The organism is Mitsuaria sp. BK037 (assembly GCF_014193045.1).
In the GTDB taxonomy this organism is placed as follows: domain Bacteria; phylum Pseudomonadota; class Gammaproteobacteria; order Burkholderiales; family Burkholderiaceae_C; genus Roseateles.
Map to the genome: position 1 here is coordinate 421,923 of NZ_JACHYS010000001.1, position 25,607 is coordinate 447,529.

Annotated in this window: 28 protein-coding genes and 1 other RNA gene; 15 read left to right on the plus strand and 14 right to left on the minus strand. The window is 70.6% G+C overall.

The features are described 5' to 3' along the window. Positions 1-92: 92 nt before the first annotated feature. The gene (locus tag FHT37_RS01870; RefSeq protein ID WP_099861889.1) at positions 93-506 is read right to left on the minus strand and encodes a response regulator; all 414 of its coding nucleotides are present in this window, start codon (positions 504-506) and stop codon (positions 93-95) included. Between the two features lie 147 nt (positions 507-653). Here FHT37_RS01870 and FHT37_RS01875 point away from each other — a divergent pair, with 147 nt between their 5' ends. The 3 genes from FHT37_RS01875 to FHT37_RS01885 all read left to right on the plus strand — a co-directional run bounded on the left by FHT37_RS01875 (position 654) and on the right by FHT37_RS01885 (position 3,561). Beyond that, positions 654-2,057: an FAD-containing oxidoreductase gene (locus FHT37_RS01875; RefSeq protein ID WP_183478601.1), complete on the plus strand. Its 1,404-nt coding sequence runs from the start codon at positions 654-656 to the stop codon at positions 2,055-2,057. Between the two features lie 83 nt (positions 2,058-2,140). Next, positions 2,141-2,995: a glycosyltransferase gene (locus FHT37_RS01880; RefSeq protein WP_183478602.1), complete on the plus strand. Its 855-nt coding sequence runs from the start codon at positions 2,141-2,143 to the stop codon at positions 2,993-2,995. A 137-nt stretch (positions 2,996-3,132) separates the two neighbouring features. Then, positions 3,133-3,561 (plus strand): hypothetical protein, encoded by a 429-nt coding sequence (locus FHT37_RS01885; protein WP_183478603.1) that lies wholly within the window; start codon positions 3,133-3,135, stop codon positions 3,559-3,561. 102 nt (positions 3,562-3,663) lie between these two features. Here FHT37_RS01885 and FHT37_RS01890 read toward each other — a convergent pair whose 3' ends face one another. Genes FHT37_RS01890 through FHT37_RS01905 form a run of 4 tightly spaced genes read right to left on the minus strand, consistent with a single transcriptional unit; the run spans position 3,664 to position 9,010 of the window. Next, entirely contained in the window at positions 3,664-4,596 is a 933-nt protein-coding gene (locus FHT37_RS01890) for a DMT family transporter (RefSeq protein ID WP_183478604.1), read from the minus strand. Between the two features lie 11 nt (positions 4,597-4,607). Further along, positions 4,608-6,143, minus strand: coding sequence for an efflux transporter outer membrane subunit (locus FHT37_RS01895; RefSeq protein WP_183478605.1), 1,536 nt, complete (start codon positions 6,141-6,143; stop codon positions 4,608-4,610). Between the two features lie 48 nt (positions 6,144-6,191). After that, the gene (locus FHT37_RS01900; protein WP_183478606.1) at positions 6,192-7,835 is read right to left on the minus strand and encodes a DHA2 family efflux MFS transporter permease subunit; all 1,644 of its coding nucleotides are present in this window, start codon (positions 7,833-7,835) and stop codon (positions 6,192-6,194) included. Next, a complete protein-coding gene (locus FHT37_RS01905; protein WP_183478607.1) occupies positions 7,832-9,010 on the minus strand; it encodes an HlyD family secretion protein in 1,179 nt (392 codons plus the stop codon). The genes FHT37_RS01900 and FHT37_RS01905 overlap by 4 nt, the downstream gene beginning before the upstream one ends. A gap of 172 nt (positions 9,011-9,182) precedes the next feature. On the opposite strand from FHT37_RS01905, the gene FHT37_RS01910 reads away from it, so the two are divergent. Further along, positions 9,183-9,683 carry a helix-turn-helix domain-containing protein gene (locus FHT37_RS01910; RefSeq protein WP_091723303.1) on the plus strand — a complete coding sequence of 167 codons (501 nt, stop codon included), beginning with the start codon at positions 9,183-9,185 and terminating at the stop codon, positions 9,681-9,683. A 36-nt stretch (positions 9,684-9,719) separates the two neighbouring features. Here the strand turns inward: FHT37_RS01910 and FHT37_RS01915 are convergent, their stop codons facing one another. The 4 genes from FHT37_RS01915 to ffs form a co-directional block, all read right to left on the minus strand. Next, complete coding sequence (locus tag FHT37_RS01915) at positions 9,720-10,349, minus strand: LysE family translocator (RefSeq protein WP_183478608.1); 630 nt, start codon at positions 10,347-10,349, stop codon at positions 9,720-9,722. 88 nt (positions 10,350-10,437) lie between these two features. Then, complete coding sequence (locus FHT37_RS01920; protein ID WP_183478609.1) at positions 10,438-11,268, minus strand: AraC family transcriptional regulator; 831 nt, start codon at positions 11,266-11,268, stop codon at positions 10,438-10,440. After that, the gene (locus FHT37_RS01925) at positions 11,258-11,686 is read right to left on the minus strand and encodes a DUF1810 domain-containing protein (protein ID WP_183478610.1); all 429 of its coding nucleotides are present in this window, start codon (positions 11,684-11,686) and stop codon (positions 11,258-11,260) included. Before FHT37_RS01925 ends, FHT37_RS01920 begins: the two co-directional genes overlap by 11 nt. A 526-nt stretch (positions 11,687-12,212) precedes the next feature. Further along, an RNA gene (gene ffs / locus FHT37_RS01930) (signal recognition particle sRNA small type) lies at positions 12,213-12,310 on the minus strand. Positions 12,311-12,593: 283 nt separating this feature from the next. Between ffs and FHT37_RS01935 the strand changes: the two genes are divergently transcribed. Continuing rightward, positions 12,594-13,016, plus strand: coding sequence for a hypothetical protein (locus FHT37_RS01935; protein WP_183478611.1), 423 nt, complete (start codon positions 12,594-12,596; stop codon positions 13,014-13,016). A 33-nt stretch (positions 13,017-13,049) separates the two neighbouring features. Here FHT37_RS01935 and FHT37_RS01940 read toward each other — a convergent pair whose 3' ends face one another. Further along, a complete protein-coding gene (locus tag FHT37_RS01940; protein WP_183478612.1) occupies positions 13,050-13,835 on the minus strand; it encodes a class I SAM-dependent methyltransferase in 786 nt (261 codons plus the stop codon). A 69-nt stretch (positions 13,836-13,904) separates the two neighbouring features. After that, entirely contained in the window at positions 13,905-14,282 is a 378-nt protein-coding gene (locus FHT37_RS01945; RefSeq protein ID WP_091723319.1) for a SirB2 family protein, read from the minus strand. 203 nt (positions 14,283-14,485) lie between these two features. Between FHT37_RS01945 and FHT37_RS01950 the strand changes: the two genes are divergently transcribed. Together FHT37_RS01950 and FHT37_RS01955 are read left to right on the plus strand one after the other, a co-directional pair. Beyond that, positions 14,486-15,004 carry a hypothetical protein gene (locus tag FHT37_RS01950; RefSeq protein ID WP_141225238.1) on the plus strand — a complete coding sequence of 173 codons (519 nt, stop codon included), beginning with the start codon at positions 14,486-14,488 and terminating at the stop codon, positions 15,002-15,004. A gap of 3 nt (positions 15,005-15,007) precedes the next feature. Continuing rightward, a complete protein-coding gene (locus tag FHT37_RS01955) occupies positions 15,008-15,385 on the plus strand; it encodes a hypothetical protein (RefSeq protein WP_183478614.1) in 378 nt (125 codons plus the stop codon). An 83-nt stretch (positions 15,386-15,468) separates the two neighbouring features. Here the strand turns inward: FHT37_RS01955 and FHT37_RS01960 are convergent, their stop codons facing one another. After that, positions 15,469-16,599: an AIR synthase-related protein gene (locus tag FHT37_RS01960; protein ID WP_147241701.1), complete on the minus strand. Its 1,131-nt coding sequence runs from the start codon at positions 16,597-16,599 to the stop codon at positions 15,469-15,471. A gap of 106 nt (positions 16,600-16,705) precedes the next feature. On the opposite strand from FHT37_RS01960, the gene dnaX reads away from it, so the two are divergent. The 4 genes from dnaX to FHT37_RS01980 all read left to right on the plus strand — a co-directional run bounded on the left by dnaX (position 16,706) and on the right by FHT37_RS01980 (position 20,398). Then, positions 16,706-18,895, plus strand: a complete 2,190-nt coding sequence (gene dnaX, locus FHT37_RS01965) for a DNA polymerase III subunit gamma/tau (protein ID WP_183478615.1) — start codon at positions 16,706-16,708, stop codon at positions 18,893-18,895. A gap of 116 nt (positions 18,896-19,011) precedes the next feature. Further along, on the plus strand, positions 19,012-19,341 hold the full coding sequence (locus FHT37_RS01970; RefSeq protein ID WP_091723332.1) for a YbaB/EbfC family nucleoid-associated protein: 330 nt from the start codon (positions 19,012-19,014) through the stop codon (positions 19,339-19,341). A 10-nt stretch (positions 19,342-19,351) separates the two neighbouring features. Beyond that, positions 19,352-19,939, plus strand: a complete 588-nt coding sequence (gene recR / locus FHT37_RS01975; protein ID WP_091723335.1) for a recombination mediator RecR — start codon at positions 19,352-19,354, stop codon at positions 19,937-19,939. Positions 19,940-20,008: 69 nt separating this feature from the next. After that, the gene (locus tag FHT37_RS01980; RefSeq protein ID WP_183478616.1) at positions 20,009-20,398 is read left to right on the plus strand and encodes an MAPEG family protein; all 390 of its coding nucleotides are present in this window, start codon (positions 20,009-20,011) and stop codon (positions 20,396-20,398) included. 45 nt (positions 20,399-20,443) lie between these two features. Here the strand turns inward: FHT37_RS01980 and FHT37_RS01985 are convergent, their stop codons facing one another. Beyond that, complete coding sequence (locus tag FHT37_RS01985; RefSeq protein WP_183478617.1) at positions 20,444-22,189, minus strand: transglycosylase SLT domain-containing protein; 1,746 nt, start codon at positions 22,187-22,189, stop codon at positions 20,444-20,446. Positions 22,190-22,196: 7 nt separating this feature from the next. Further along, positions 22,197-22,982 carry a hydroxyacylglutathione hydrolase gene (gene gloB / locus FHT37_RS01990; protein WP_183478618.1) on the minus strand — a complete coding sequence of 262 codons (786 nt, stop codon included), beginning with the start codon at positions 22,980-22,982 and terminating at the stop codon, positions 22,197-22,199. Between the two features lie 24 nt (positions 22,983-23,006). Between gloB and FHT37_RS01995 the strand changes: the two genes are divergently transcribed. From FHT37_RS01995 to FHT37_RS02010, 4 genes are all read left to right on the plus strand, one after another. Further along, on the plus strand, positions 23,007-23,954 hold the full coding sequence (locus tag FHT37_RS01995) for a class I SAM-dependent methyltransferase (protein ID WP_091723344.1): 948 nt from the start codon (positions 23,007-23,009) through the stop codon (positions 23,952-23,954). A gap of 84 nt (positions 23,955-24,038) precedes the next feature. Then, complete coding sequence (rnhA, locus tag FHT37_RS02000; RefSeq protein ID WP_091723346.1) at positions 24,039-24,521, plus strand: ribonuclease HI; 483 nt, start codon at positions 24,039-24,041, stop codon at positions 24,519-24,521. A 58-nt stretch (positions 24,522-24,579) separates the two neighbouring features. Next, complete coding sequence (locus tag FHT37_RS02005) at positions 24,580-25,101, plus strand: deaminase (protein ID WP_091723348.1); 522 nt, start codon at positions 24,580-24,582, stop codon at positions 25,099-25,101. A gap of 127 nt (positions 25,102-25,228) precedes the next feature. Next, positions 25,229-25,531 (plus strand): hypothetical protein, encoded by a 303-nt coding sequence (locus tag FHT37_RS02010; RefSeq protein WP_091723350.1) that lies wholly within the window; start codon positions 25,229-25,231, stop codon positions 25,529-25,531. Positions 25,532-25,607 lie beyond the last annotated feature (76 nt).

Below are 25,607 nucleotides of genomic sequence, written 5' to 3' on the forward strand. Positions count from 1 at the left end.
TGGTCGGATGGAATTCTGAAACTCCGGGGCCAGTTTGTCGGAGCACTGGCGCGAGGGATTGAATCAGTCGAGCGTTACGCGCGCGCTGGCGTTCAACGCAAATGCAGCGAGCCCAGCGTCATCGGCCGGCTGGCGGCGAGGCGGGGCGCCTCGGCCAGCATGTTGAGGTCGGTGAGGAAGCGCTCGAACTCGCGCCCCTTGTCGTAGAAGGCGTTCGCGCCGTTCTGCACGCACAGCGGGGCGTAGATCTCCGCCTCGCGGTTGCTGAGGACCAGGATGGTCCCGCCGAAACCGGCCATGCGGAGCTTGCGCAACACCTCCAGCCCCGATCCCGAAGCCAGTGACAGGTCCAGCACGACCACGTGCGGCCGCGTCAGGCCGACCGTGCACAGCGCTTCGGCCTCCGTCGCAGCAATGCCGACCACCGACAGGAAGGGCTGCTCCTTCAGCGCCGCCAGCAGGTGCTTGCGCACCAGCGGCGAGTCTTCGACGAGAACGACTTTCATGATGGTGTCAATTTTGCGCTTTTCGAATTGACAAAATCATGTGGAAAACCGAGGGGGCTCGGGCGCACGTGAATTTGTGGAGCGCTCAGCCCCCATTCAGGGGGGCGGTGGCAGACTCCGCGACGGTCCTCTTCCAGGAGCATTGCCGTGAGCCTTTCCCCTGAGACCTTCGACGCGATCGTCATCGGTGCCGGCCAAGCCGGCCCGGCGCTGGCCGAGCGGATGTCGCAAGCCGGCTGGCGGGTCGCCGTCGTCGAGCGCTCGCGCGTCGGCGGCACCTGCGTGAATACCGGCTGCATCCCGACCAAGGCGATGGTCGCCAGCGCGCATGCCGCCTGGGTCGTGCGCGAGGCCGCGCGCTGGGGCGTGCGCCCGCCGGAGCGCTTCGGCGTGGACCTGCCCGCGGTGGTCGCACGCAAGGACCGCATCTCCGGCCAGTCGCGCCGCAATGTCGAGCAGTGGCTGCGCGGCATGGCGAACGTGGAACTGGTCATGGGCCACGCGCGCTTCGTCGATCCCCATACGATCGCCGTCGGCGAGCGCCGGCTGAGGGCCGACCGCTTCTTCCTCAATGTCGGCGGCCGGCCGGCGCAGCCCGGCGTCGAGGGCCTGGACGCGGTGCCCTGGCTCACCAACGCGTCGATCATGGCGCTCGAGGAACTGCCTCGGCATCTGGTGGTCGTCGGCGGCAGCTACATCGGGCTGGAGTTCGCGCAGATGTTCCGGCGCTTCGGTTCGGCGGTCACCGTCGTGCAGCGGGGGCCGCGATTGGTCCCGCGCGAAGACGCCGACGTGGGCGAGGCGCTGCGCGGGATCCTGGAGCGGGAAGGGCTGACGATCCGCACTGGCGCCGAATGCGTGAAGCTCGCGCCGGCCGGCGAAGGCGTCGCCGTGCGGGTGAACTGCCAGACCGGCGAGCCCGAGGTCCGCGGCAGCCACGTGCTGATCGCGACGGGTCGCCGGCCCAATACCGACGACCTCGGCCTGGACCAGGCCGGCGTGCGCGTGGACGAGCGCGGTCATGTCGTCGTCGACGACCGGCTGCGCAGCAGCGTGCCCCACATCTGGGCGCTCGGGGACTGCAACGGCCGCGGCGCCTTCACCCACACCGCCTGGAACGACTTCGAGGTGGCTGCGGCCAATCTCTTCGACGGCGCCGACCGTGGCATCGGCGATCGGGTCGTGACCTATGCGCTGTACACCGACCCGCCCCTCGCGCGCATCGGCCTGAGCGAGCGCGAGGTGCGCGCGAGCGGTCGTGCGGCGTTGATCGGCACGCGGCCGATGACGCGGGTGGGCCGGGCGATCGAGAAGGGTGAGACCGAAGGTTTCATCAAGCTGCTGGCCGACGCGGGGTCGAAGGCGATCCTCGGCGCGACGGTGCTCGGCGTCGATGGCGACGAGGCGGTGCAGTCGCTGCTCGATGTCATCGCGTCGAAGCGGCCGTACACCGAGGTGACGGCCGGCGGCGTGCGCATCCATCCCACCGTCAGCGAGCTGCTGCCGACGGTGCTGCAATCGCTGAAGCCCCTGCTGCCGGCGACTGACTGAGCCGGGCTGAGCGCGCCGCGCTCGCGGGTATGGGGTTTGCCAATCGGGGGAAAACCGCGACTGGCGGTTGTGAAAGGCCGCCGATGAACCGTCCCGCCGCTCGCCGTCCCGGCACGATCCCCGCGCTGCCCGCCGCTCCCTTGGCGGCGTCGGCCGGCGCAGGGGCGACGTCGCTCGCGGTGCATGTGGTCGAGGTCGTCGGCGCCGTGCCGCCGGACGAGGCGAACGAGGACGCCCCCTCGGGCCTGGCCTCCGCCGCCGACCGGCTCGGCGCGACCGAACTGGTGGAGCGCCTGCTCGAGCGCCTCGGTCCGGACGAAGGCCTGCGCTTCACCGTCGTGTGTCCCGCCGACGGTGCGTTCGCGGAACGGATGCGCGGCCGGGGCGCCGAGGTCGTGATCGTCGCGATGCCCGACGACCCGCCCTGGCACGCGATCCAGGTGCTGGTGGGATTGATCCGGAATCGGCAGGCGGACGTGCTGCACGCGCATTTGCCGAACGCTCACCGGCTGGCCGGTCTGGCGGGCGGCATCACGCGCACGCCGGTGCTCAGCTCGGTGCAGGGGTCCCAGCTGGACATGCCCGACCTCGAAGTGCACCGGCTGATCGCGAGCCAGCTCAGCGTTGTCAGCGAGGCCAGCTATTTCCATGCGCTGGGGCTGGGCATCGCGCAGGAGCGCATCAGCCTCGAGCCCTTCGACGCGCAGGCGGACGAGGACGCGATGGCTGCCAGCCTCGACGCGCTGGGCGAGCGCCTGCGCGGCGTCGCGGCGCAGGCGGCGGTTGCCGGGTCCCGCGGCGCGGCGCAGGCGCGCGCGCTCACGCAGCCGCTGACGCCCGAGCCGGTGCCCGCGACGACGGCGGGCGCGCCGGCGGTGCGGGCGGTGCTCGATGAACTCGTGCCGGGCAGGACGCGGACGGTGGTCCGCGACCGTTGACCCGGCCGCGCCGAGGCGCGCGGGCATCGGGATTGCCGGTCAATTCGTGCAAGGACGGCCCGTCGATCCGCGATGCGACGCGGGTTCGCGACCGTTCCCGGCAAGACCTCGACCCTCAGCTTCCAAGGAGATCCACCATGAACTCACGTTCCAAGATCACCACCGTGGCGATGGCGATCGCGCTGGCGTCCGGCGTCAGCTTCCTGCATGCACAGAGCGGCGGCCAGGGCGGCAGCTCGGGCTCGGTCGGCGCCCGCGACCAGACCCAGGATCCGCTGTCCAACAACAATAACCAGAACAAGGCGCCGCCCGCGACCCCCGCGGCCAACCCGAGCACCGGCCAGCCCGCGACGACCAACGACTGGCGCAACAGCCAGCCGGCCACCGGCAGCGACTACAACGGCAACAACACGACGACCGACCAGCGGCAGGACCCGAGCGTGAGAACGCCGACGCAGCCGATGAACCAGGGCAGCACGTCGACCATGGGCAGCGACACGTCGAGCACCGACATGTCGACGAACAGCTCCGACAGCAACCTGCCGGCGCGCGCCGACCGCAACTGATTCCGCTGTCATCACCACCCCGCAGGCGACCCACGGGTCGCCTTTTTCCTTGCTGCAAATGCAGCGGGCGAGGCGCTGCCGAGCGACCCGCCGCCGGCCGCTTCAGCGGGTCCTTCGCGCGAGCCACACGCCGATCGCGACCAGCGCCATGCCCGCCATCGCCGGCCCGCTCAGCGTCTCGCCGAACAGGGCCCAGGCGATCAGCGCGGTGGTCGGCGGCGTCAGGTAGAAGAGGCTCGCGACGTTGACCGCGCTGCCGCGGCGGATCAGCAGGTTCAGCAGGCTGACCGCGCCCAGCGACAGCACCACCACCAGCCAGCCCAGCGCGAAGATGAACTGGCCGGTCCAGCGCACCTGCATCGTCTCGGTCGCGACCGCGATCGCGGCGGTCACCAGCAGGCTGGGCACGAACTGGATGATCGAGCCGGTGCGCAGGTCGAAGGAGGGGCAGAACTTCTTCTGGTAGAGCGTGCCGGCGGTGATGCCGACCAGCGCGACCACGGCGGGCAGCAGCATCGTCACCAGCGCGCCGCCCGGGACCGCGGCCACCTTCTGCGCCACGACCAGCCCGACGCCGAGAAAGCCCATCGCCAGCCCCAGCCATTGCAGGCGGTCGATGCGCTCGCCGAGGAAGGCGCGCGCGCCCAGCGCGGTCACCAGCGGCTGCAGGCCCACCACCAGCGCGGTGATGCCGGCCGGCAGCCCGTGCGAAATGGCGGTGAAGACGCCGCCCAGGTACACGCCGTGGACCAGCAGCCCCGTGACCGCGATGTGGCCAAAGGCGGCGGGCGAGCGCGGCCACGGCGCGCGCAGCAGCAGGACCACCGGCAGCATCAGCACGATCACCGCGGCGTAGCGCCAGGCGAGGAAGGTCAGCGGCTCCGCGTCGGGCAGGCCGAACTTGGCGCCGATGAAGCCGGTGCTCCAGACGGCGACGAAGAGCAGCGGCAGCAGCTCGTTGATCGAATGGGCGCGTGCGGCACCGGACGGGGACGGCGTGGGGGAGGGCGAGGGCGATGCGGAGGGCGGGCTCATGGGCCCCGATGCTACCGAGCCGCGATGGCGGCCGGCGCCTCCCAACCGCCGCCAAACGCCCGGAAGGCGGCGACCGCCGCCCGCGCGTGCGCCGCGTCGAGCTGTGCCAGCTGGTCGCGTGCCCCGAGCAGCAGCCGGTCTTCCTCCAGCACCTCGATCAGGCTGGCGGCGCCGCCCTTGTAGGCGTCCTCGGCCGCATCACGTGCAAGCTGATGGGCGCGGACCTCCTCCGTCAGATCGCCGCGCTGCTGCTCCAGTTCGGACAGGCTGACGATGGCGTTCTCGACGTCCTCGGTGGCGCGCAGCATGCGCAGCCGCACTTGCGCGAGCGCCTCGGCCCGCGCGCCACGGGCCTGCGCGACCTCGGCGTCGACGCGGCCGAAGTCGAACAGCCGCCAGTGCAACCCAAGCAGCGCCTGCGGCTGGAAGGCCGCCGCCGACAACAGCCCGCCGTTCAGGCTCGAAGCGCCGAGCACGCCACCGAGCGTCAGGCGCGGGTAGTACTCGGCCGTTGCGACGCCGATGCGCGCCTGGCTCGCGTCGAGCTGGCGCTCCGCGGCGATGACATCGGGGCGGCGGCGCATCAGCGCCGCAGGAGTGAGGTCCGCGGGCAGCGACGGCACGCGGTAGGTGGATGAACGCGTGGCGGCAGGCGCAGCGGCGCGCGGCGCCTCGGGCGTGTCCGCGATCAGCTTTGCCGCGTAGGTGCCGGCCTGCTCGCCCATCAACACGTCCAGGCGATGCAGCTGCTGCGACAGCTCGGTGCGCAGCGGCGGCAACGTGCCGCGCGCCTGCAGCTGCAGCGCCTGGGCTTGCGCGACTTCGCGCTGCGCCGCCAGGCCGCCGTTGAAGCGGTCCTCGATCAGCCGCAGCAACTGGGACTGGTTGCGCAGGTGCGCCTCGGCGACGGCGATTCGGGCCTGCGCGCCGCGCACGCGGAAGTAGGCATCGGCTGCTTCGGCCACGACGGTCACGCGCGCGCCCATGCGCGCCGCCTCGGCGACCTGCCATTCGGCGACGGCAGCCGTCTCGCCCTGGCGCAGGCCGCCGGCCAGATCCGCTTCCCAGCTCGCGCCGATGCCGAGCGTCTGCAGCGTCTGCTCGCGCTCGTAGCCGGGAAACCCGTGTGCGAGCTGACCTTCGGGGCTCTTCAGCGACTGGCGCTGATGCAGCAGCTGGCCTTGCAGCATGCCCTGCGGCAGGCGATTCGCGCCGGCGCCTTGCGCCGCGGCGCGCGCCTGCTCGGTGCGGGCCAGCGCGATGGCGAGGTCCAGGTTCTGGTCGAGCGCGCGCCGGACGATGGCGCTCAATGCGGGATCGTCGAAGCCTTGCCACCAGGTGGCCAGCGCCGCAGGCGAGTCGCCGGTCTGGCGTTGCGAGATCAGCGCCTGGCCGGCGAACTGCTCGTCGAGCGCGCGGGGGCGGCCGGCCGGATCGGCCATCGGCGCGCAAGCGGCAAGCGCAGCCGCCAGCATGGCGCTCAGCGCCAGATTCAGCGTGGCAGGGCGCCTGGGCAGGCGGGCAGCGGAGGAAAGCGGGAGCGTCATGGCGGAACTCCAGGAAGTGCGGCGCGAAGGAGGGGCGGGCGCGAAACCTCAATGGGCATCGGCGGAAGGGGCGGATGGCGGCGTGATCTTGCGCAGCAGCGGCACGAACAGCAGCGCCGCCACGAAGCAGACCATCACGAGCAGGAAGGCGTCGGAGAAGGTCATCGTCAGCGCCTCGCGGTAGGTCAGCGACCAGAGCTGGCGCAGCGCCGCGGTGGCCGCATCGCCCGAAGGCAGCAAGGACAGCGGCGCGCCGGCGGACGCGAGGAAGCCGCTCATCGCCTCGTTGCCGTCATGCAGGCGCTCGGCCAGGCGCTGGAAGTGCAGGTTGGTGCGATCGTTGAGCACCGTCGCGCAGGCCGCGATGCCGATGGCGCCGCCCAGGTTGCGCATCAGGTTGAACAGTCCCGAGGCCAGCTTGAGCCGCGCCGGCGGCAGCGCGCCGAGCGCCAGCGTCACCACCGGCGGCACGCTGAGCTGCTGCGCCATGCCGCGCAGCGCCTGCGGCAGCAGCAGCTGATGCGCGCCCCAGTCGTGCGTGATCGGCATGAACTCCCACATCGAGAGCGCGAACAGCGCGAGCCCCGCGAAGAGGATCCAGCGCAGGTCGAAGCGGCTGGCGAGGAAGGCGTAGAGCGGGATGCTCATCACCTGGAACACGCCGGTCGAGAACACGGCCAGGCCGATGTCCAGCGCGCCATAGCCGCGCACGCGGCCGAGGAACAGCGGCGTGAGGTAGATGGTGGCGAAGATGCCGATGCCGGTGATGAATGAGAACAGGCTGCCGAGCGCGAAGTTGCGGTCCTTGAGCGCGCGCAGGTCCACGATGGGCCGCGCGGCGGTCAGGCTGCGCCCGATGAAGGCGAGGCCGCTCAGTGCGGCAGTCCAGGCGGTGACGGCGATGGTCGTGTCGCCGAACCAGTTCCAGCGCGGGCCTTCCTCGAGCGTGTACTCGAGGCAGCCCAGGAACACCGCGAGCAGCGCCATCGACAGGTAGTCGGCGCCCTTGAGCAGCGAGAGGTCGGGCTTGTCCACGCGCACCATCAGCGGCACGACGACGGTGACGACGAGGCCGGGCAGCAGGTTGATGTAGAAGAGCCACTGCCACGACAGCATGTCGGTGATCCAGCCGCCGACCACGGGCCCCAGCGTCGGCGCGAGCGAGGCGATGGCGCCGATGGTGGCCGCGGCGATGACGCGCTGCTTCCCGTCGAAGTACATGAAGGCGGTGGTGAAGACCATCGGGATCATGGAGCCGCCGAGAAAGCCCTGCAGCGCGCGGAACGCGATCATGCTCTGGATGTTCCATGCCAGGCCGCACAGCAGGCTGGTCAGCGTGAAGCCCAGCGCGGAGGCGGCGAACAGCCAGCGCGTGGACATCACGCTGGCGAGCCAGCCCGACAGCGGGATGACGATGATCTCGGCGATCAGGTAGCTGGTCTGGACCCAGGTGGTGTCGTCGGCGCCGGCGGAGAGGCCGCCGCCGATGTCGCGCAGCGAGGCCGAGACGATCTGGATGTCCAGCAGCGCGATGAACATGCCGATGCACATCGTCGCGAAGGCGATCACCTTGTCGCGCGTGCTCAGCTGGGCGAGGGGAATGACGTCGTTGGACCAGAAGGCGGGACGCGCGCGCGGCGGCATCGATGCCGGCGCCGGCGGCGACGCGGAAGCAGTGAGCGCGGTGCTCATGGCAGGCTCGCGGTCTTGGCGGACGGGGTGGTGCTGTCTGCGGCGGTGTCGACCTCGACCACGACGGACAGTCCGGGGCGCAGCCGGCCGAGGCGGTCATCCGCGGCGTCGAGCTGGATGCGCACCGGCACGCGCTGGACGATCTTGGTGAAGTTGCCGGTGGCGTTCTCGGCCGGCAGCACGCTGAACTGGGCGCCCGTCGCGGGCGCCAGGCTGCCGAGCCGTCCGTGCATCACGACGCCGGGCCAGGCGTCGGCGCGGATGCGCACGGGCTGTCCGGCCTGCATGCGGGCGAGCTGGTCTTCCTTGAAGTTGGCATCGACCCAGAGGCCCTGCGCGGGGACGACCGACATCAGCGGCGTGCCGACGCCGACATAGGTGCCCAGCCGCGCCTTGCGGTTGCCGATGTAGCCATCGCGCGGCGCGCGCAGTTCCGTGTAGCCGACGTTCAGGCGCGCGAGTTCGCGTTCGGCGCGGGCCTGGTCGAGCGCGGCCTGCGCCTGGCGCTTCTGCGTCGCGATGACGTCGAGCTGGCGCTCGGCGGCGAGTTGCTCGGCACGGGCGCGCGCGGAGCCGGCCTGCGCGGTCTTGAAGGCGGCCTCGGCGCGCTGGCTGCTTTCGACCGAGACAGCCGAGCGCCGCACCAGATCCTGATAGCGCGCGAAGTCGTCGCGGGCGCGCTGCTCCTCGGCGGAGGCCGCGGCGATGCCGGCGCTCGCCTTGGCGATCACCGCCTGCTGCAGCGCGGCGGCCGCGGCCAGGTTGGCGATGGCGGCCTCCTGCGCTTCGACGGCGCCGGCCGCGCGCTGCAGCGCGGCGTCGTAGTCGCGGGCGTCGATGCGAGCCAGCAGCTCGCCGGCGCGCACGAACTGGTTGTCGGTGACCGGCAGCTCGGCGATGTAGCCGCCGACCTTCGCGCCGACGACGGTGACGTCGCCGCCGACGTAGGCGTCGTCGGTCTCCTCATGGAAGCGGCCTGTGGTCCACCAGTGGGCGCCATAGGCGCCGGCCGCGAGCACGGCGGCGGTCAGCGCGGCCCACGACAGCGCGGTGCGGCCGAACGGCCTGCGCGAGCCAGCGGAGGACGCGGGAGGAAGAGAAGGAGCGGGAGGCGCGGGAGGAACGGGTGCCGGGGAAGCGGCCGTGGCGGTGGCGTTGGGGGAAGAGGCGGTCATGCGGAGCTCCGGCATCGAGGGCCCGCCGGGGCGGCGGGTGATGGAGCGGACTATAGGAACGTCACTTTCATGATGGAAGTGACTGGCGGTGGAATGCACTGTTCCGGATTCGTCAACTGACTTCCATGATGGAAGTCAGTGAGAATGGCGGGGCAACCCAAGGAGACCGCCGATGCGCCGCACGAGTTTCGAGGAGATGGCCTGCCCGGTGGCACGTACGGCCGACATGCTGGGTGACAGCTGGAGCGTGCTGATCCTGCGCGAAGTGTTTTATGGGCATCACCGCTTCGACGAGTTCGTGACCGAGCTCGGCATTGCGTCCAATACGCTGGCGCGGCGGCTGGCGGAGCTGGTGGATCGCGGGTTGCTGGAGAAGCGGCCCTATAGCGAGAAGCCGCCGCGCTTCGAGTACGTGCTGACGCCCAAGGGCCGCGATTTCCGGCCGGTGATGCTGACGATGCTGAACTGGGGCAACCGGCACGCGGCGCTGAAGGGCAAGCCGATGCGGCTCATCGACACGGAGACCGGCGAGCCGGTGGAGCTGCAGCTGATCGATGCCCGCACGGGCAAGGCGATCGGGCCGCAGCACAAGGTGGAGCGGCGCTCGGCCGCGCCGCGGCGCATCGAGCTGTTCGACTTCGATGGGGAAGTGAAGGACGAGGCGGGCGTGTAGCCCGGACGGCGGGATGCGCGTTCCTGGCGGGCGCCCTCAGCGCTGCACCAGCGCGAGCTTGACGCCCAGTCCCACGAAGGCGGCCGCGAAGCCGCGCCGCATCCAGCGCAGCACCGGCGGGCGGGACAGCACGCGGTCGCGCATCGCGGCGGCGAAGACGCCATAGACCGCGAACACGCCGAAGGTCATCGCCATGAAGACGAGGGACAGCTCGAGCATCAAGGGCGTCGGGCGGGGCTCGTCGTGGGCGATGAACTGCGGCAGGAAGGCGACGAAGAAGATCGACAGCTTGGGATTGAGCAGGTTCACCAGCACCGCGTGGGCGACGATCTCGTGCGCGGAGCGAGGCGGTCCGGCGGCATCGATGGCGAGCGCGCCGCGCTCGCGCAGCGACACCCAGGCCATGTAGAGCAGGTAGGCAACGCCGGCGTACTTCACGAGGTCGAACGCGAGCGCGCTCGCATGCAGCAGCGCGGCCAGGCCGGTGATCGCGGCCAGCATGTGCGGCACGATGCCGAGGGTGCAGCCGAAGGCGGCCGCGAGCGCGGCCCGTCCGCCGCTGGACAGGCCGGCGGCGAGCGTCACCAGCGCGCCGGTGCCGGGCGAGGCCACGACGATCAGCGAGGTGACCAGGAACTCGGGATTGGAGAGCGAGGAGAACGGCACGGCGGACCTCGATGCGATGGCTGCGGAGAGGTCATGATCGGGCCGCGAGGGGCGGCGCGTCTTGGACGAAATTGCAGGGCCGGGCGGCTCAGCGCAGCGCGGCCGCGTAGACGCCGGGCGGGATGCCGAAGCAGCGGACGAAGTGGCGCGTGAGGTGGCTCTGATCGCAGAAGCCGCTGGCCGCGGCGGCCTCGGCGAGCGGGGTGCCCTGGCCGATGAGCCGGCGCGCGCGCTGCAGGCGGCGCTGGACGAGGTAGGCATGCGGCGGCAGGCCGGTCGCGCGGGTGAAGGCGCGCAGGAACTGGAAGCGGCTCAGGCCGGCTTCGCGGGCGAGGTCGGCCAGGCTCGCCGGGGAGGCGAGCTCGTCATCGAGGCGGGTGCGGGCGGCGGCGATGCCGGAGGGGATCGCGGTCGGCGCTGGCGCGCGGGGATGGAGCAGGCTCTGGAGCAGCAGCACGAGCGCGGAGTCGGCGCGCAGTGTGTCGGCCGCGGCGGCGGGCTCCGAGGTCATTGCGCGGAAGAGCGCCTCGAAGCGGGCGGCGATGCGGGCGTCGTGGAGGGCGGGGTGGTGGAACTCGACGTCGCGTGTGGGTGCGTCCTCGGCGATGTCGGCGAGGAGGTCTAGCACCAGTTCCGGCGAGAGGTAGAGCATGCGCCAGGCGCGTCCGTGGTCGCCGACGGGCAGGCCATCGTGGACCTCGCCCGGGTTGACGGTGATGAGGTCGCCCGGGCCGGCTTCGACGATGCCGCGGCCGCTGGCGGATTTCTGAGCGCCGCGGTCGATCAGGCCGATGCCGAACTCGTCATGGATGTGACGGGAGAAGGCGCGCGCGGTGTCGGCGCGGACGATGTCGACGCCGGGGATCGGGCAGGGGAGGCGGGTGAAGGCGCCGCCGCGCGGGGCGGAGTCAGTGGCCATCGAGGAGTTCCAGCGTGCGCGGGTCGGGCTGGCCATCGTAGAAGCGGTCGAGGGCTTCGACGAAGACGGCGTCGTTGCCGGAGGCGCGCGCGAAGAGCGTCAGCGAGGAGCGGAACTTCAGCGCGTCGACCTGGCCGAGGATCTGTTCGGCGGATCGGGTGCGGTGGGAGTTCATCAGCGTCACGCATTCGCGAAGACGCGGGCCGAGGACCGGGTGGGCCAGAAAAGCGGCGGCTTCGTCGAGGGATTCGATGCCGTAGAACTGGGCCGTGCTGCTGAGACCCAGGCCGCGGAGCTGCGGGAAGAAGTACCACATCCAGTGGCTGACCTTGCGACCGCGCTTGAGCTCGTCGAGGACGTCGGCGAGTTGAGGAGACTGGGCGGTGAGGAAGCGGTCGAGGTCGAAGGGGGCCGGCATGGCGGTTTCCAGATGCGCGCGGGCTGCGTCGACTCTAGCAAGGGGAACGCCTGAATCGGAGGGAACCCATTTGGTGGGAGGTGTCGCGCCGATGATGGTTCTCCTCACGATTGATGAGGCTCCGCAAGCTTTTGAGGGTTCCTCCGATGCGCCCGAGGCAGCGCCTCTTTCAGACTGAAGTTTTCGAAGGGAGGAGACCCGTATGGCGCAGATCATTTCTCGGCGTTTGCTCGTGCTGGGCGGATTGCTCGCGCTCGGCATCGGATCGGCGGAAGCCAAAGGCAGGCGAGGCGGTGGAGGGCGAAGCGGTAGCCGCGGTGGCCGTGGAGGCGGCGGTGGGGGTAACAGCGGCGACTGCGGCTCGCGAGGAGGCCCGGGCGGGCCTCGCGACAAGAACGGGAAATGTCCGGGGTGGCGGAAGTGATTCTTTCGGTTGAGCTCACCGAAATTTGCTTGCCGCGAATTCTCGCGGCAGGCCGCAGAAACGAAAAAACCGCCACTCGGGCGGTTTCATTCTGGGTATGAGGTTGACGAGCCTTACCCTCGGCACTGGTCACAACGGTTAGGGCTGCTTGGTTCCCCACCTGACCCGGTTGGCCGCGCTTCCATGCGAGGAGGCCCGTCAGCGGCGGATTCTAGCCGAGCTTTCCGGGCCCTCCGGCCGCGCGCTCCCCCGGCGTGCATCTCCGCACGCCACGCGTGCGAACACCGCCACCCCTGGGTCGACGTGCCCTGCGGGCCTGTGGTTAAATCCGCCCCGGACCTCGCGGGACGCGCTCCCGCCCAGGCCATCGCCGATTTACCAACTACTTGCGGGCGATTCACAAATGCGGCTAAAGCGTTGCGGCTCCGATTGCCTCCGGGCCGGCAAACGCCGGTGACCACTGTGGGCTCTCGGAGTTTTTTCATGTCCGCTCGTCTGGCTCAGTTCGATTCGCTGCTGACCCGCCGCCGTGCCGCTCACGGCGCCACCGCGCCCACCCGGCCGCTGCGCACGCTGCGCGACCCCTGGGGCGAGCCGGTCGCCGAGTTCTCCCGCTTCCCCTCCGACCTCGAGCTGCTCAAGGCCGCCCATCGCCTGCAAGGCGACGACTGGATCGGCCCGCTCGCCGACGACGCCCACGCCCAGCGCCTGAACGCCGCCTGGCGCCTCGCGCTGCTGCGCGCCGATCGCCACGGTCAGGCCCGCGTGTCGCGTGAGGTCGGCCCGCAATGGATCAGCGCCCCTCACGCCGCGCGACCCGGCGAGCGTCCCGCCGAGCTGCGCCGCGCGCTCCAGGCCGCGGCCGTCCGTCAACTCTGGCAATCGGGCTGGAAGCTGGTCGGCTGATCCGCCACGCCCGGCGGACCGCTCGCCACGCCGTCATGCCGACGGAAGCCGCTCCGACAACCAGGCCTCGGTCGCGTAAGGGAAGGCGATCGTCGGCGCTCTCAGTTCGGCGAAGCGATCCCGCAGCGCCCGCAGCCGCTGCGCGACCGCGTGCCGCTCGGTCTCCGGCAGCGACGCGATGAAGCTCACCGACAGGATCCGATCGATCACGACCTGATCGAAAGTCCCCACGTGGCTGTGCGGCAGCACCGTCCGCTGCAGTGGCCCGAATAGCGACTGCCCCTCGAAAGGCTGCTTCCACGTCCCCTTGTAGAAGCGCGGCGCATCGCCCTCATAGGGGGTGATGATCTCGGTGATCGCGGCGACCCAGTCGCGGGACTCGTCCCTCACGTTCCACACCAGCCCCAGACGGCCACCCGGCCGCAGCACGCGATGCATCTCGCGCAGCGCCTGCGCGTTCGCGAACCAGTGGAAGGACTGTGCGCAGACGACCACGTCCGCCGCGCCATCCTCCAGCGGGATCGCCTCCGCCGTGCCGCCGAGCGCCCGCACGTCAGGCAGGCTTTCCGCGAGCCGCGCCCGCATCGCGTCGACCGGCTCGACCGCCGTGACCGCCGCCCCCGTGCGCGCTAGCAGCTTGGTGAACTTGCCGGTCCCCGCGCCGAGATCGACGACGCGCGCGCCCTCGCGGGCGCCCAGCGTCGCGTCCAGCCATTCGGCGAGCGCTTCCGGATACTCCGGGCGGCCACGCTGGTAGCTGTCCGAGGCGCTGGTGTAGCCGCGCTGCGCGGCGTCGTGGATGGGGCGGGTGGAGGTCATTTGCCCATGCTACGCCCGGCATGGCTCGTGGACGTCAAGGGCCTGTGGGCGCCGCGTGCGCGCGGTGGCTCAGAGCCCGAGCAAGACCTGGCGCGTCATCGACACCGCCATGACGTAGCCGAGCGCGACCAGCGCCAGCAGATAACCGACCACGCGGAACTCTCCGCGTCCGATGCCCCAGTGCCCGAGTGCGAAGTACGCGCCGAGCGCGATGAACTTCGCCGTCATCCAGGGCTCGTAGCGCGGGTCGTGGTGCATCGCGCCCCAGAGGCTCAGTCCGGACACCACGATCAGCACATGGCTGCTGAACACGAGCGTGCGCAGCCGCTCGTCCATCACCCACGCCGCGCCGAATTGATGCGCCAGCCCCCGCACCAGGAACAGTCCGACGCTGCACCACGCGAGCAGCGCATGCATCTCGACCATCGGGCCATAGAACCAGTCCATGAGCGCGGAGCTTCGTCACCCGGGCGGGGGATGTCAATCCGGGGAACGCGGGGCAGGGCCCAAGAGGCCAGGCGGCTTCCCTCGAAGGTGGGCCCGCTTCAACCCCCCGCCAGGAACCACTTTGAGTCATGGCAGGACGCGCCGCGATTTCGAGAATGGGCGCCTTCCATCGACGTGGGTCGGTGAGTCGAAAGGTCGTGAAGATGATTGATCAAGTGGAATGCAAGCCGAGCGGTGTGCTGGCCGCGTCGGGCAGGGAGGCGGAGTGGCCACACTACCGCTGGGTGAGGGTCGACAGCAAGGCCCAGCCGCCCTACAAGTTTCACCCGTGCCTCAATCCCTGCGCGCCGTCCGAATGGCCCTACGACTTGCAGGCGCTGCGCGGCACGGAGGATTGGAGCGACATCATCGAATGGTTCTTGTCGAGGCATCCCGCCGTACCCCGCGAAGACGTACGGCACTTCGAAGAGGAGCTGATTCGGTGTTCACGAGGCCGTCAGATCAGCGTGGAGATCAGGCGGGATCCGGAGCTGGCCACACTGGATCTGCTGTTCACGCTCTGGGGTTTCGCGGAGGGCGAGTTCTGCTTCGAGTCCATTGAGATCAAGACCATGAGCAGGGTTTGGTTTGCCGTCCCCGCGTTGCGCTCGCTCATGGGAACCGTCGGACTCGATGCAAGGCGTGGAGCCTTCGAGGATCGGCGGGACATGTGGAAGAGGTGACGCATGCATCGATTCGATCCGGACGAGTTTTTGGAGGTGGCGGAGCACCTGATCTCTCGGCAAAGCGAGGGCAGCATGCGAAGCGCGGCTTCACGCGCGTACTACGGCGTGTTCATCCTGGCGCGTGAGTTGGCCGTCATTGGCGACAAGGGGAGCGAAGTGCATCTGCGCACCCGGCACCATTACGAACAAGCCGGTGAAAGGCTGATCGCGGAGGGCCTTGAATACTTGAGGCGACGCCGAAACATCGCGGACTATTTGACTGAGCGGATCTTCTCTCAGCAGGACTCGCGTGACGTTTTGAAGCGCTCAAGGCACGTGCGTGCCGCCCTGAGGATCTTTGCCGGGCGGCGAAAGTACGCTCACGCAGCGGGAGGCTGAATGCCAGGATTCATTCGGCGAGAAGGTAGGAGCGAAAAAAAAGGCGCCTCAGCGCCTTTCATTGCCTCCAGACCTGGCCTCGCTCAGCGCAGCTGCAGGTCGTCGTCACCGAAGCGGATGTCCAGCGGCTCGATCAGCAACTGCTTCTCACCGTCCTCGACGCGGCCGGCGTCCCACGCCTCGATACCGCAGGACTTGGCGATCTCCACCACCTTCGCCGCCTGGTCCGCCTTCACGAAGATCGCGAAACCCGCGCCCATGTTCAGCGTCGAATAGGCCTCGCGGTCGTCCTGCTGCGCGTGCTCCTGCATGAACTTCAGCACCGGCGTCACCGGCGGCACCGTGTGGATGCGGTAAGTGAACTTGCCGGGATGCCGCAGCAGCTTGCGCCAGCCGTGGCCCGTGATGTTCGCGCAGTAGTGCGGCGTGATGCCGGCCTTGTACAGCGCCTCGGTCACCGGCGAGTAAAGCGTGGTCGGCGCCAGCAGCGCGTCACCGTAGCTCAGGCCCGGCTGGACTTCCGTCAGGTAGCCCTGGGGCAGGCGCTCGGTCAGTTTGCGCGCCAGGCTCAGGCCGTTGGCGTGGATGCCGGACGAGGCCAGCAGCACGATCGCGTCGCCCGCGCCCAGCTTGTCGCCCACCGACAGCCGTTCCTTCGGGTTGATCAGGCCGGTGCAGGAGGCCGCCAGATCGATGCGGCCGCCTTCCACGATGCCCGCCAGCGCCGGCGTCTCGCCGCCGCCCCAGGCCACCTGGCAGACGTCGCAGGCCTTCTTCCAGCCCGCCACCAGCGCCTGCGCGCGCTGCGCGTCGCCGAACCAGTCCGAGCCGCCCGCGGCCCAATAGGCCTGCACCACCAGCGGCGTCGCGCCCACCGTGATCAGGTCGTTCACCGCCATCGCGATCGTGTCCTGCGCGATGCCGTCGTAGTAGCTCTTGCCGGTGAGCGTCGCCATCTCATCCGCGACCAGGGTCTTCGTGCCTAGGCATTCGACGATCGAGGCGATGTAGAACGGCCCCACGTCCACGACATACGCCGACTCGCCCCGCGAGGCCTTCACCTCGGTGAACCCGTGCGCGCTCATGTGGACGGCCGTGGCCGCCGCGGCGCGCTGGGCGCTGATCTTCAGCGGGTCGATCAGGTCGTAATTGACGCCGGCCTGTTCGTAGCTCAGCGTGCCGGAGGAAGGATCGTGCGGGGCGTGGGTGCTCATGGCGGCGGATTATCCGTCAGCGCCGCGCGGGCCTCCTGACAAACCCGGACGCCGCCCGCCCGGCGGCGCGCCGGCGGGCGAGTGCGCCCCCGTAGAATGCCCCGCCATGAGTTACCAGGTCCTCGCACGCAAATACCGCTCCCGCACCTTCGAGGAGCTGATGGGTCAGGAACACGTCGTGCAGGCCCTGGCCAACGCGCTGACGCAGCAGCGCCTGCATCACGCCTACCTGTTCACCGGCACGCGCGGCGTGGGCAAGACCTCGGTGTCGCGGATCCTGGCCAAGTCGCTGAACTGCATCGGCCCGGACGGCACCGGCGGCATCACCGCCCATCCCTGCAACGTCTGCGACGCCTGCCGCGACATCGACGCCGGCCGCTTCGTCGACTACGTCGAGCTCGACGCCGCCTCCAACCGCGGCGTCGAGGAAATTTCCCAGCTGCTGGACCAGGCCGTCTACAAGCCGGTCGTCGGGCGCTTCAAGGTCTACATGATCGACGAAGTGCACATGCTCTCGAACACCGCCTTCAACGCGATGCTGAAGACGCTGGAGGAGCCGCCCGAGTACCTGAAGTTCGTCCTCGCGACGACCGACCCGCAGAAGGTCCCCGTGACCGTGCTGTCGCGCTGCCTGCAATTCAACCTGCGCCCGATGGCGCCGCAGACGGTGCTGGAGCACCTGACGCGCGTGCTGGGCAACGAGAACGTCCCGAACGAACCCGGTGCGCTGCGCCTGCTGGCGCGCGCGGCGCGCGGCTCGATGCGCGACGCGCTGTCGCTGACCGACCAGGCCATCGCCTTCGGCTCGGGCGAGCTCAAGGAAGCCGGCGTGCGCCAGATGCTGGGCAGCGTCGATCGCGGCCATGTGCTGGGCATCCTGAACGCGCTGATCGCGGGCGACGGCGCCGCGCTGGTCGGCGCCTCGGACCGGCTGCGCGACATGGGCCTGTCGGCGGGCGGCACGCTCGAGGACCTGGCGGTGGCGCTGCAGCACCTGGCCGTCGCGCAGGCGGCGCCGGGGGCGCTCGACGCGGGCGATCCCGACCTGGCCGAGCTGCTGCCGCTGGCCAGCCAGTTGCCGCCCGACGAGATCCAGCTGATGTACAGCATGGCGCTGCACGGCCGTCAGGAACTGCCGCTGGCGCCGGACGAGTACGCCGGGCTGACGATGGTGCTGCTGCGGATGATGGCGTTCCGGCCGAACGGGCAGGGCGCTCGACAGCCGTCGGCGCCGGAGGGCAGCGCGGCGCGGACCGCGCCCGCTCCGGCGCCGGCGCCGGCGCCGGTGGCCCGTCCGCCGGTGAGCGCGGCGCCGCCGGTCCAGGCGGAACCGGTGCGTGCGCCGGAGATGCCGGCTCCGGCTCCGGCCGTGCCGCGCGTGGCGGAGGCCGCCGCGCCGGCACCCGACCCTGAGCCCGAGCCCGCGCCAGCCCCCGAATCGGCGTCGGTGCCGGAACCCGCGCCCACACCGGCCCCCGAGCCCGAGCCGGAATCTCAACCGGTCACCGCGGCGCTCCAAACCATCGCCGCTGCGCCGGTGCCGCAACCCGCGCCGGCCCCCGCGTCCATGGCCGTTCCCGCGCAGGAAACGCCTCGCGCGCCGGCGCCTTCCGGTCCCTTGCGCGCCGCTCAGGCGGGCGCTCCGGCGACGCGCTTCAGCGACCGGCTGCGTCCGCGTGCGGCGCCGCTGGCGGCCGCCAAGGCGGATGCCGACGCCGAGGAGCCGGAAGACCTGTCCCCGCCGCACGACGACGACGGCCCTCCGCCCTGGATGGACGTGCCGCCGCCGTCGGACGAGGAGGCCTCGCTCGGCATGGCGATGCCGGACATGGACGATCCTGTGCCCGACAACGCCGGCGACGGCATCTACGTCTCGACCGCGATCGAGGAAGTGGTGCTTGTCCCCACCGCGCTGGGCGAACGCTGGCACGCGCTCGCGCCGCAGTTGGGCCTGAACGCGCTGGCGCGCGAGCTGGCGCTGCAGGCCGAATGCCTGGAGATCGACGAGGCCGCCGAGCCGCAGCGCTGGCGTTTCCGCGTCGAGCGCGAGTCGCTGCGCCAGCCCGGCCTGCAGGAGAAGCTGCAGGCGGCGCTGACGGCGCTGACCGGCAAGCCGGCGCGCGTCGAGATCGAGGCGGGGCGCGCCTCCGACTCGCCGGCGCTGCGCGACACGCTGGCGGTGCGCGCCCGCCAGCGGCAGGCCGAGGCCATCATCCTCGAGGACCCGGAAGTCCAGCAGCTGCTCGCGCAGTTCAAGACGGCGCGCATCCTGCCGGGCTCGATCAAGCCGGCCTGACCGGCGCCGCGGCCGATCCGGCGCTGGGCGACAATCCCGCCCATCGCCTCGACCTCCGGGTCGCGTCCCCGGTCGGCCATCCACCGCACCATTGAATCTCTGAACAAGGAATCACGATCATGATGAAGGGTCAACTCGCCGGCCTTATGAAGCAGGCGCAAGCGATGCAGGACAACCTGAAGAAGGCGCAGGACGAACTCGGCAACATCGAGGTCGAAGGCCAGTCCGGCGCCGGCCTGGTGAAGGTCACGATGACCTGCAAGCATGACGTCAAGCGCGTCGCCATCGATCCCAGCCTGCTGGCAGACGACAAGGACATGCTGGAGGACCTCGTCGCCGCCGCGTTCAACGACGCCGTGCGCCGTGCCGAGCAGGTCAGCTCCGAGAAGATGTCCAAGCTGACCGCCGGCATGCCGCTGCCCCCGGGCATGAAGTTCCCGTTCTGATCGGACGACGGTGACCGCGCTCGACCAGTTGATCGAGGCCTTGCGGCGCCTGCCCGGCGTGGGCCAGAAGTCGGCCCAGCGCATGGCCTACCACCTGCTGCAGCACGACCGCGCCGGCGCCGACGCGCTGGCCCGCGCGCTGCAGGACGCAGCGCGCAACGTGCGCCACTGCGAGCGCTGCCACACCTTCAGCGAGACGCCGCTGTGCGCCATCTGCTCGGACCGTCACCGCGACGCGCGGCTGCTGTGCGTGGTCGAGTCGCCGGCCGACCAGGCCGCGATGGAGCGCACCGCGTCCTACTTCGGCTACTACTTCGTGCTGCAGGGCCGGATCAGCCCGCTGGACGGCGTGTCCACCCGCGAGATCGGCGTGGACCAACTGCTCGAGCGGGCCACCGACGGCCAGGTGGAGGAGGTCATCCTCGCCACCAGCTTCACCGCCGAGGGAGAGGCCACCGCCCACGTGCTGGCCGAGGCGCTGCGCGCGCGCGGCCTGCGCAGCACCCGGCTGGCGCGCGGCGTGCCGGTCGGCAGCGAGCTGGAGTACGTGGACCTGGGCACGATCGCGCACGCGCTGGTGGACCGGCGCTCCACCTGACCGGCCGCCGCGGCCGGCCGCGATCGCATCGCGGCATCCATCCAACGCCACGCCCGGGGAGGGCACTCGATGACCATCGCCAACCATTGCCTGATCGTCGCCTGCCTGCTGCCGCTGCTGTGCGCCTGGGTGGCGAAGTCCAAGGGCATCGGCAAGCGCCGCCGTGACGGCGGTTTCGACAACCACGACCCGCGCGCCTGGCTCGGCCGCCAGACCGGCTGGCAGGCGCGCGCCAACGCGGCGCAGGCCAACAGCTTCGAGGCGCTGCCGCTGTTCATCGCCGGCGTGCTGGCGGCGCAGCAGATGCAGCGCGACCAGGGCCGCATCGACGCGCTGGCGATGGCCTTCATCGCGGTGCGCCTGGTCTACATCGCGCTGTACATCGCCGATCGGCCGACGCTGCGCAGCGCGGCCTGGGCCATCGGCGTGGCCTTGTCGGTCGGGCTGTTCTTCGCCTGACGCCGCGCGCTGCCTTCCTCGCCTCGTGAGGCGGAGAGGGCCGACTCAGCGCAGCGCGGTCTTGGTCGACACGGTGCGGGCGCCCTTGCCGTCGCCGCTGGCGACCTTGGCGCTGCGGGTCTTGGCGCCGGCCTTGGCCTTGCCGGAGGCGGTCGACGCCACCTTGGTGACCTTGCCCGACTTGGCCGACGCCTTCGAATTGCCGGACGGTTCCACCGAAGCCAGCGTCTGGCCCTCGCGCACGTAGACGACGATCTGCTGGCCCGGCTTGAAGGTGGCCTTGGTGCTGACGCGGTTCCACTGCGCCAGCTGCGTCGTGCCCAGGCGATGGCGGCGCGCGACGCTCGCCACCGTGTCGCCCTTGTTCGCCTTCAGCGTCACGCGGCGCATCGGCGGCACGTCGGGCGCGAAGCCGATGCGGGCGTTGTCGGCCAGGTGCTCGGAGACGTCCTGGTCGCGCGACGCGGTGCGCGGCACCAGCAGCGTCGAGCCCTTGGTCACCAGCATGCGCGCCGGGATGCGGTTGATCTCGCGCAGGCCGGTCTCGCTCATGCCAACCTGCTTGGCGGCTTCTGCCGGCTTCATCGTGCGGGGCACGACCCAGGCGGTCCACGACGCCAGCGGCCCGCGATGCTTCTCGAGGTTGGTCACGAAGGTGCTGGCGTTGTCGTAGGGCAGCAGCAGCTGGCCGCTGCTGGCCGCCAGGATCACCGGCTTGTTCATCGACGGGTTGAACTGGCGGAAGGTCTCCTCGTCCAGCTCGGCCAGCTGCGCGGCGCGGGTCACGTCGATGTCGCGGTCGATGTTGACCGACAGGAAGTACGGATGGTTCGCCACCGCCGGCAGCTCCAGGCCATAGGCCGACGGGCGCATCACGATGTTCTTCACCGCCTGCAGCTTGGGCAGGTAGTAGCGCGTCTCGTCGGGCATGCGCAGGCTTTCGTAGTCGATCGGCAGCCCGGCCTTCTGGTTGCGCGCCACCGCCTTGCTGACGTTGCCCTGGCCCCAGTTGTAGGCGGCCAGCGCCAGTTGCCAGTCGCCGTCGAACAGCTTGTTCAGGCGCTGCAGGTAGTCCAGCGCCGCCTTGGTCGAGGCCAGCACGTCGCGGCGGTCGTCGCGGAAGATGTTCTGCTTGAGGTCGAAGTCCCGGCCGGTGGCGGGCATGAACTGCCACATGCCGACGGCCTTGGCGCTGGACTGCGCATCGTTGCGGAAGGCGCTCTCGACGAAGGGCAGCAGCGCCAGCTCCATCGGCATGCCGCGCTTCTCGACCTCCTCGACCACGTGGTACAGGTACAGGCTGCCGCGGCCGGTCATGCGCGCGACGTAGTCGGGCCGGCTGCTGTACCAGTCCTCGGCCTTGCGGACCAGGTCGTTGTCGAGCTCGGGCATCGCCATGCCGGCGCGCATCCGCGCCCACAGGTCGACGTGGGTCTTCGGCGCATCGAGGTCGACCTTCTGGCCCGGGTTCATCGTGTCCTCGAGCAGCACGTCGAGCTTCTCTTCCGGCGCGGTGGCCACGCTCGCCACCGGCGTCGCGGGCGAGGGCACGGCCGAGGCGGCCGCCTCGACCGCCTGCACCGTCTGCTGCGCCACGGCCTGCGCGTCCTGGTTGTCGGCGGGCGCGACCGGGCGGTTGGCGCAGGCGGCCAGCACCAGCGGCAGCAGCGCGGCCAGCAGCGTCAGCGCCGGACGTTTCGAAGTGGTGGGGGAGGGGGAAGTGGCGTCCGCGCGGTCCGCGGAGCGGGGGGAACGAAGCAGCGGGAAGGACGGGGTCGGGTGTCGATGCATCGGGGTCTCAGCGAAAGTCGTTCTTCCATCGGCGCAGCCCGGCCAGGACCGAGACCGGCTCCGCGGTGACGCTCGGGTCATGGCGCTGCGCGGCCGCGCGGACCTCGGCGTGCTCGCAGCGCAGGAAGGGGTTGATCTGGAGCTCCACCGCGATGGTGGAGGGCAGGGTGGGCAGCGACTGCTCGCGCCGGGCCAGACACCAGGCCTCGTGGCGCGCGACCGCCTCGTTCTGGGGCTCGACTGTGCGAGCAAATCGCAGATTCGACAAGGTGTACTCGTGCGCGCAGCAGACCCGGGTTTCTCCGGGCAGCGCGGCCAGCTTCGCCAGCGAGGCCTGCATCTGCGCCGGCGTGCCCTCGAAGAGCCGGCCGCAGCCGGCGGAGAACAGCGTGTCGCCGCAGAACAGGAGGGGCGCGTCGCCGTCGGCCGGATGCTTCAGCACGAAAGCGATGTGACCGGCGGTGTGGCCCGGCACGTCCAGCACCTCGAAGACCTGGCCGAGCAGCTCGACGCGGTCGCCCTCGCGCAGCGGCACGACCGGCACCGGCATGGTTTCGGCGGCGGGACCCCAGACTTGTGCGCCTTGCGCCAGCAGCGGCAGCAATTCACGCAGGCCGCCGACGTGATCGCCGTGGTGATGCGTCACTAGAATGCCCTGCAGGTCCAGGCCGAGCGCGCGCAGCGCCTCCTTCACCGGCGCGGCGTCGCCCGGATCGACCACCAGGGCCGACCGGCCGTCATGCAGCAGCCAGAGGTAGTTGTCTGTGAAGGCGGGAACGGCGACCAGGTTCATGCAGGCAAGGGGATCGGGTTCCAGATGAAGACGCGGGGCCAGGACGAGGACACCGACGCGAAGGCGCCGATTGTAGAGGCGCAGGTCCGGCCGGACGCTGCCGCGGCGGAGCTCGCGCACTGGCTGCGCACGCCGGCCGGGCGCTACCTGCTGGCCTGGGAACAGCGCTTCATCGACGCCGCCGTGATCGACTGGTTCGGCTATCACGCGCTGCAGCTGGGTTTCCCGGAACTGCACGGCCTGCGCACCAACCGCATGACGAACCGGTGGCTCGCGCTGGACCATCGGCCGTTCGAGGACGCCGTCGCCGGGCCGCCGCGGCCCTCGCTGATGGCGCATCCGCTGGAATACCAGCCCGAACCGCAGGCCGAGCCCGCGCCGGGCCTGGGCGGTGCGGGCCGCGCGGCGATCTTCTGCGAGTTCGACGCGCTCCCGTTCGAGGCCAACAGCCTGGACCTGGTGCTGCTGCCCCACACGCTGGAGCAGGCGGTCGATCCCCACCGCTGCCTGCGCGAGGTCGAGCGGGTGCTGCGGCCCGAGGGCCGGGTGGTGATCCTGGGCCTGAACCCGGCCAGCCTCTGGGCCGTGAGGCAGAATCTCGCCCGCGTCAACGGCCGGCTGCTGAGCCGCGCGCCGCGGCTCTACCTGCCGGAGGAGCGCGAATACATCGGCTACTGGCGGCTGCGCGACTGGTTGCGGCTGCTGTCGTTCGAGGTCGAGCGCGCGCAGTTCGGCTGCTATCGACCGCCGCTGCTGAGCGATCCCTGGCTGGCGCGCTGGCAGTGGATCGAGAAGCCCGGCGGCAAGTGGTGGACGGTGCTGGGCGCGCTGTACGGCGTCATCGCGGTCAAGCGCGTGCACGGCATGCGGCTGATCGGGCTGGCGCGCGGCAAGAAGCGCGTCGCCAAGGCCGCGCCGGCGGTCGCCGCCGTCCACCATCATCACCATCGCGACGACGTCGAGGTCGACTGAACCTCGACGCGCCGCACGCCCGGACCCGGCCCGCCGCCGTGTCCGGTCCGCATTTTTCACCTTCCCTGTTGCTCCGCTCCGTTCATGACCGATACCACTCCCGCCGCCGCGCCCGCCGCGCCGAAGATCGCCAAGCCCAGCGTCGTCATCTACACGGACGGCGCCTGCAAGGGCAACCCGGGTCCGGGCGGGTGGGGCGCCTGGCTCAAGAGCGGCGACCACGAGAAGGAGCTGTTCGGCGGCGAGCGCAACACCACCAACAACCGCATGGAGCTGACGGCGGTGATCGAGGCGCTGAGCTCGCTCAAGCGCAGCTGCAACATCGTGATCTACACGGACAGCGAGTACGTGCGCAAGGGCATGACGGAGTGGATCTCCGGCTGGCAGCGCCGCGGCTGGAAGACCGCCGACGGCAAGCCGGTGAAGAACGCCGAGCTGTGGCAGCGCCTGGATGCGCTGCGCAAGCTGCACACGGTGGAATGGCGCTGGGTCAAGGGTCATGCCGGCGACCCCGGCAACGAGCGCGCGGACGCGCTGGCCAACAAGGGCGTCGGCGTCGCGAGGTAAGTCGCGGCCGCCCACTACACTCCTGCGCCTGTCCCCGACCTTCGCCTCTGCCTTCACCATGGACAACCATCCGCTGATCGACTGGCATTCGATGTTCATGGGCGTGGCCCTGCTGGCCAGCGCCCGTTCCAAGGACAGCCGCAAGCGCAACGGCGCCTGCATCGCGAGCGGGGACTACAAGATCGTCGGGGTCGGCTACAACGGCCTGCCGCGCGGCTGCGACGACAACGACCCGGCCTACTGGTCCGATGACGACGCCGATCCCGCCAACTCGCGCCACAGCTACATCGTCCACGCCGAGGTCAACGCGATCCTCAACTGCGTCGTGCTGCCGCTGACCGGCAGCACCATCTACACGACCCAGTACCCCTGCCCGCGCTGCGTGCAGTCCATCATCCAGGTCGGCATCCAGCGCGTGGTCTACCTGGAGAAGAAGGACCACCAGGTCGGGCTCAACGCGGCCTCGGCCAAGATGCTGACCGATGCCCGCATCGACGTGCTGGCGCTCAACGAGCTGGACGTGCCCGCCGCCGCCTGGTGTACCGAGCTGTCGGGCTTCATCGCCCGGCCGCGTCGCTGATCGACGCCGGCCGGCCGCGCGGCGATCGCAGGAACTGGGCCGGATTTCCCCCGCTTTTCCCGCTCAAGTTCCGGGCGGTGCGATCCATCATCCTGTCCACGCCGACATGAATCGCTCCGAGGCCGCCATGCACACCCCCATCCCCCCGCACCTGATGCCCGAAACCGCCCAGGCTCCCTGGGGACTGGTGCCGGATCTCGGCCTGACGGTGGCCGGCACCGCGAGCATGGACGAGCTGCTGACGCTGCAGGACCTGATGGCCGACCACGGCCTGACGCTGCAGCCGACCCGCATGCTCTACGACCGCCTCTACGCGCTGGAGCGCCTGTCCACGGCCCATGCCCGCGGCGATGCGCGGCTGCAGGCGGTCGCGCAGGACCTGTTCGACGCGTACCAGCGTCGCGGCGAGTGGATCGGCCTGGTGCACTGAGCACGCCGTCGCCGCAGGATCGAACGCAGAAGGCGCCCGCGAGGCGCCTTTGTCGTTCCTGCGCGTGGGGCCTTCC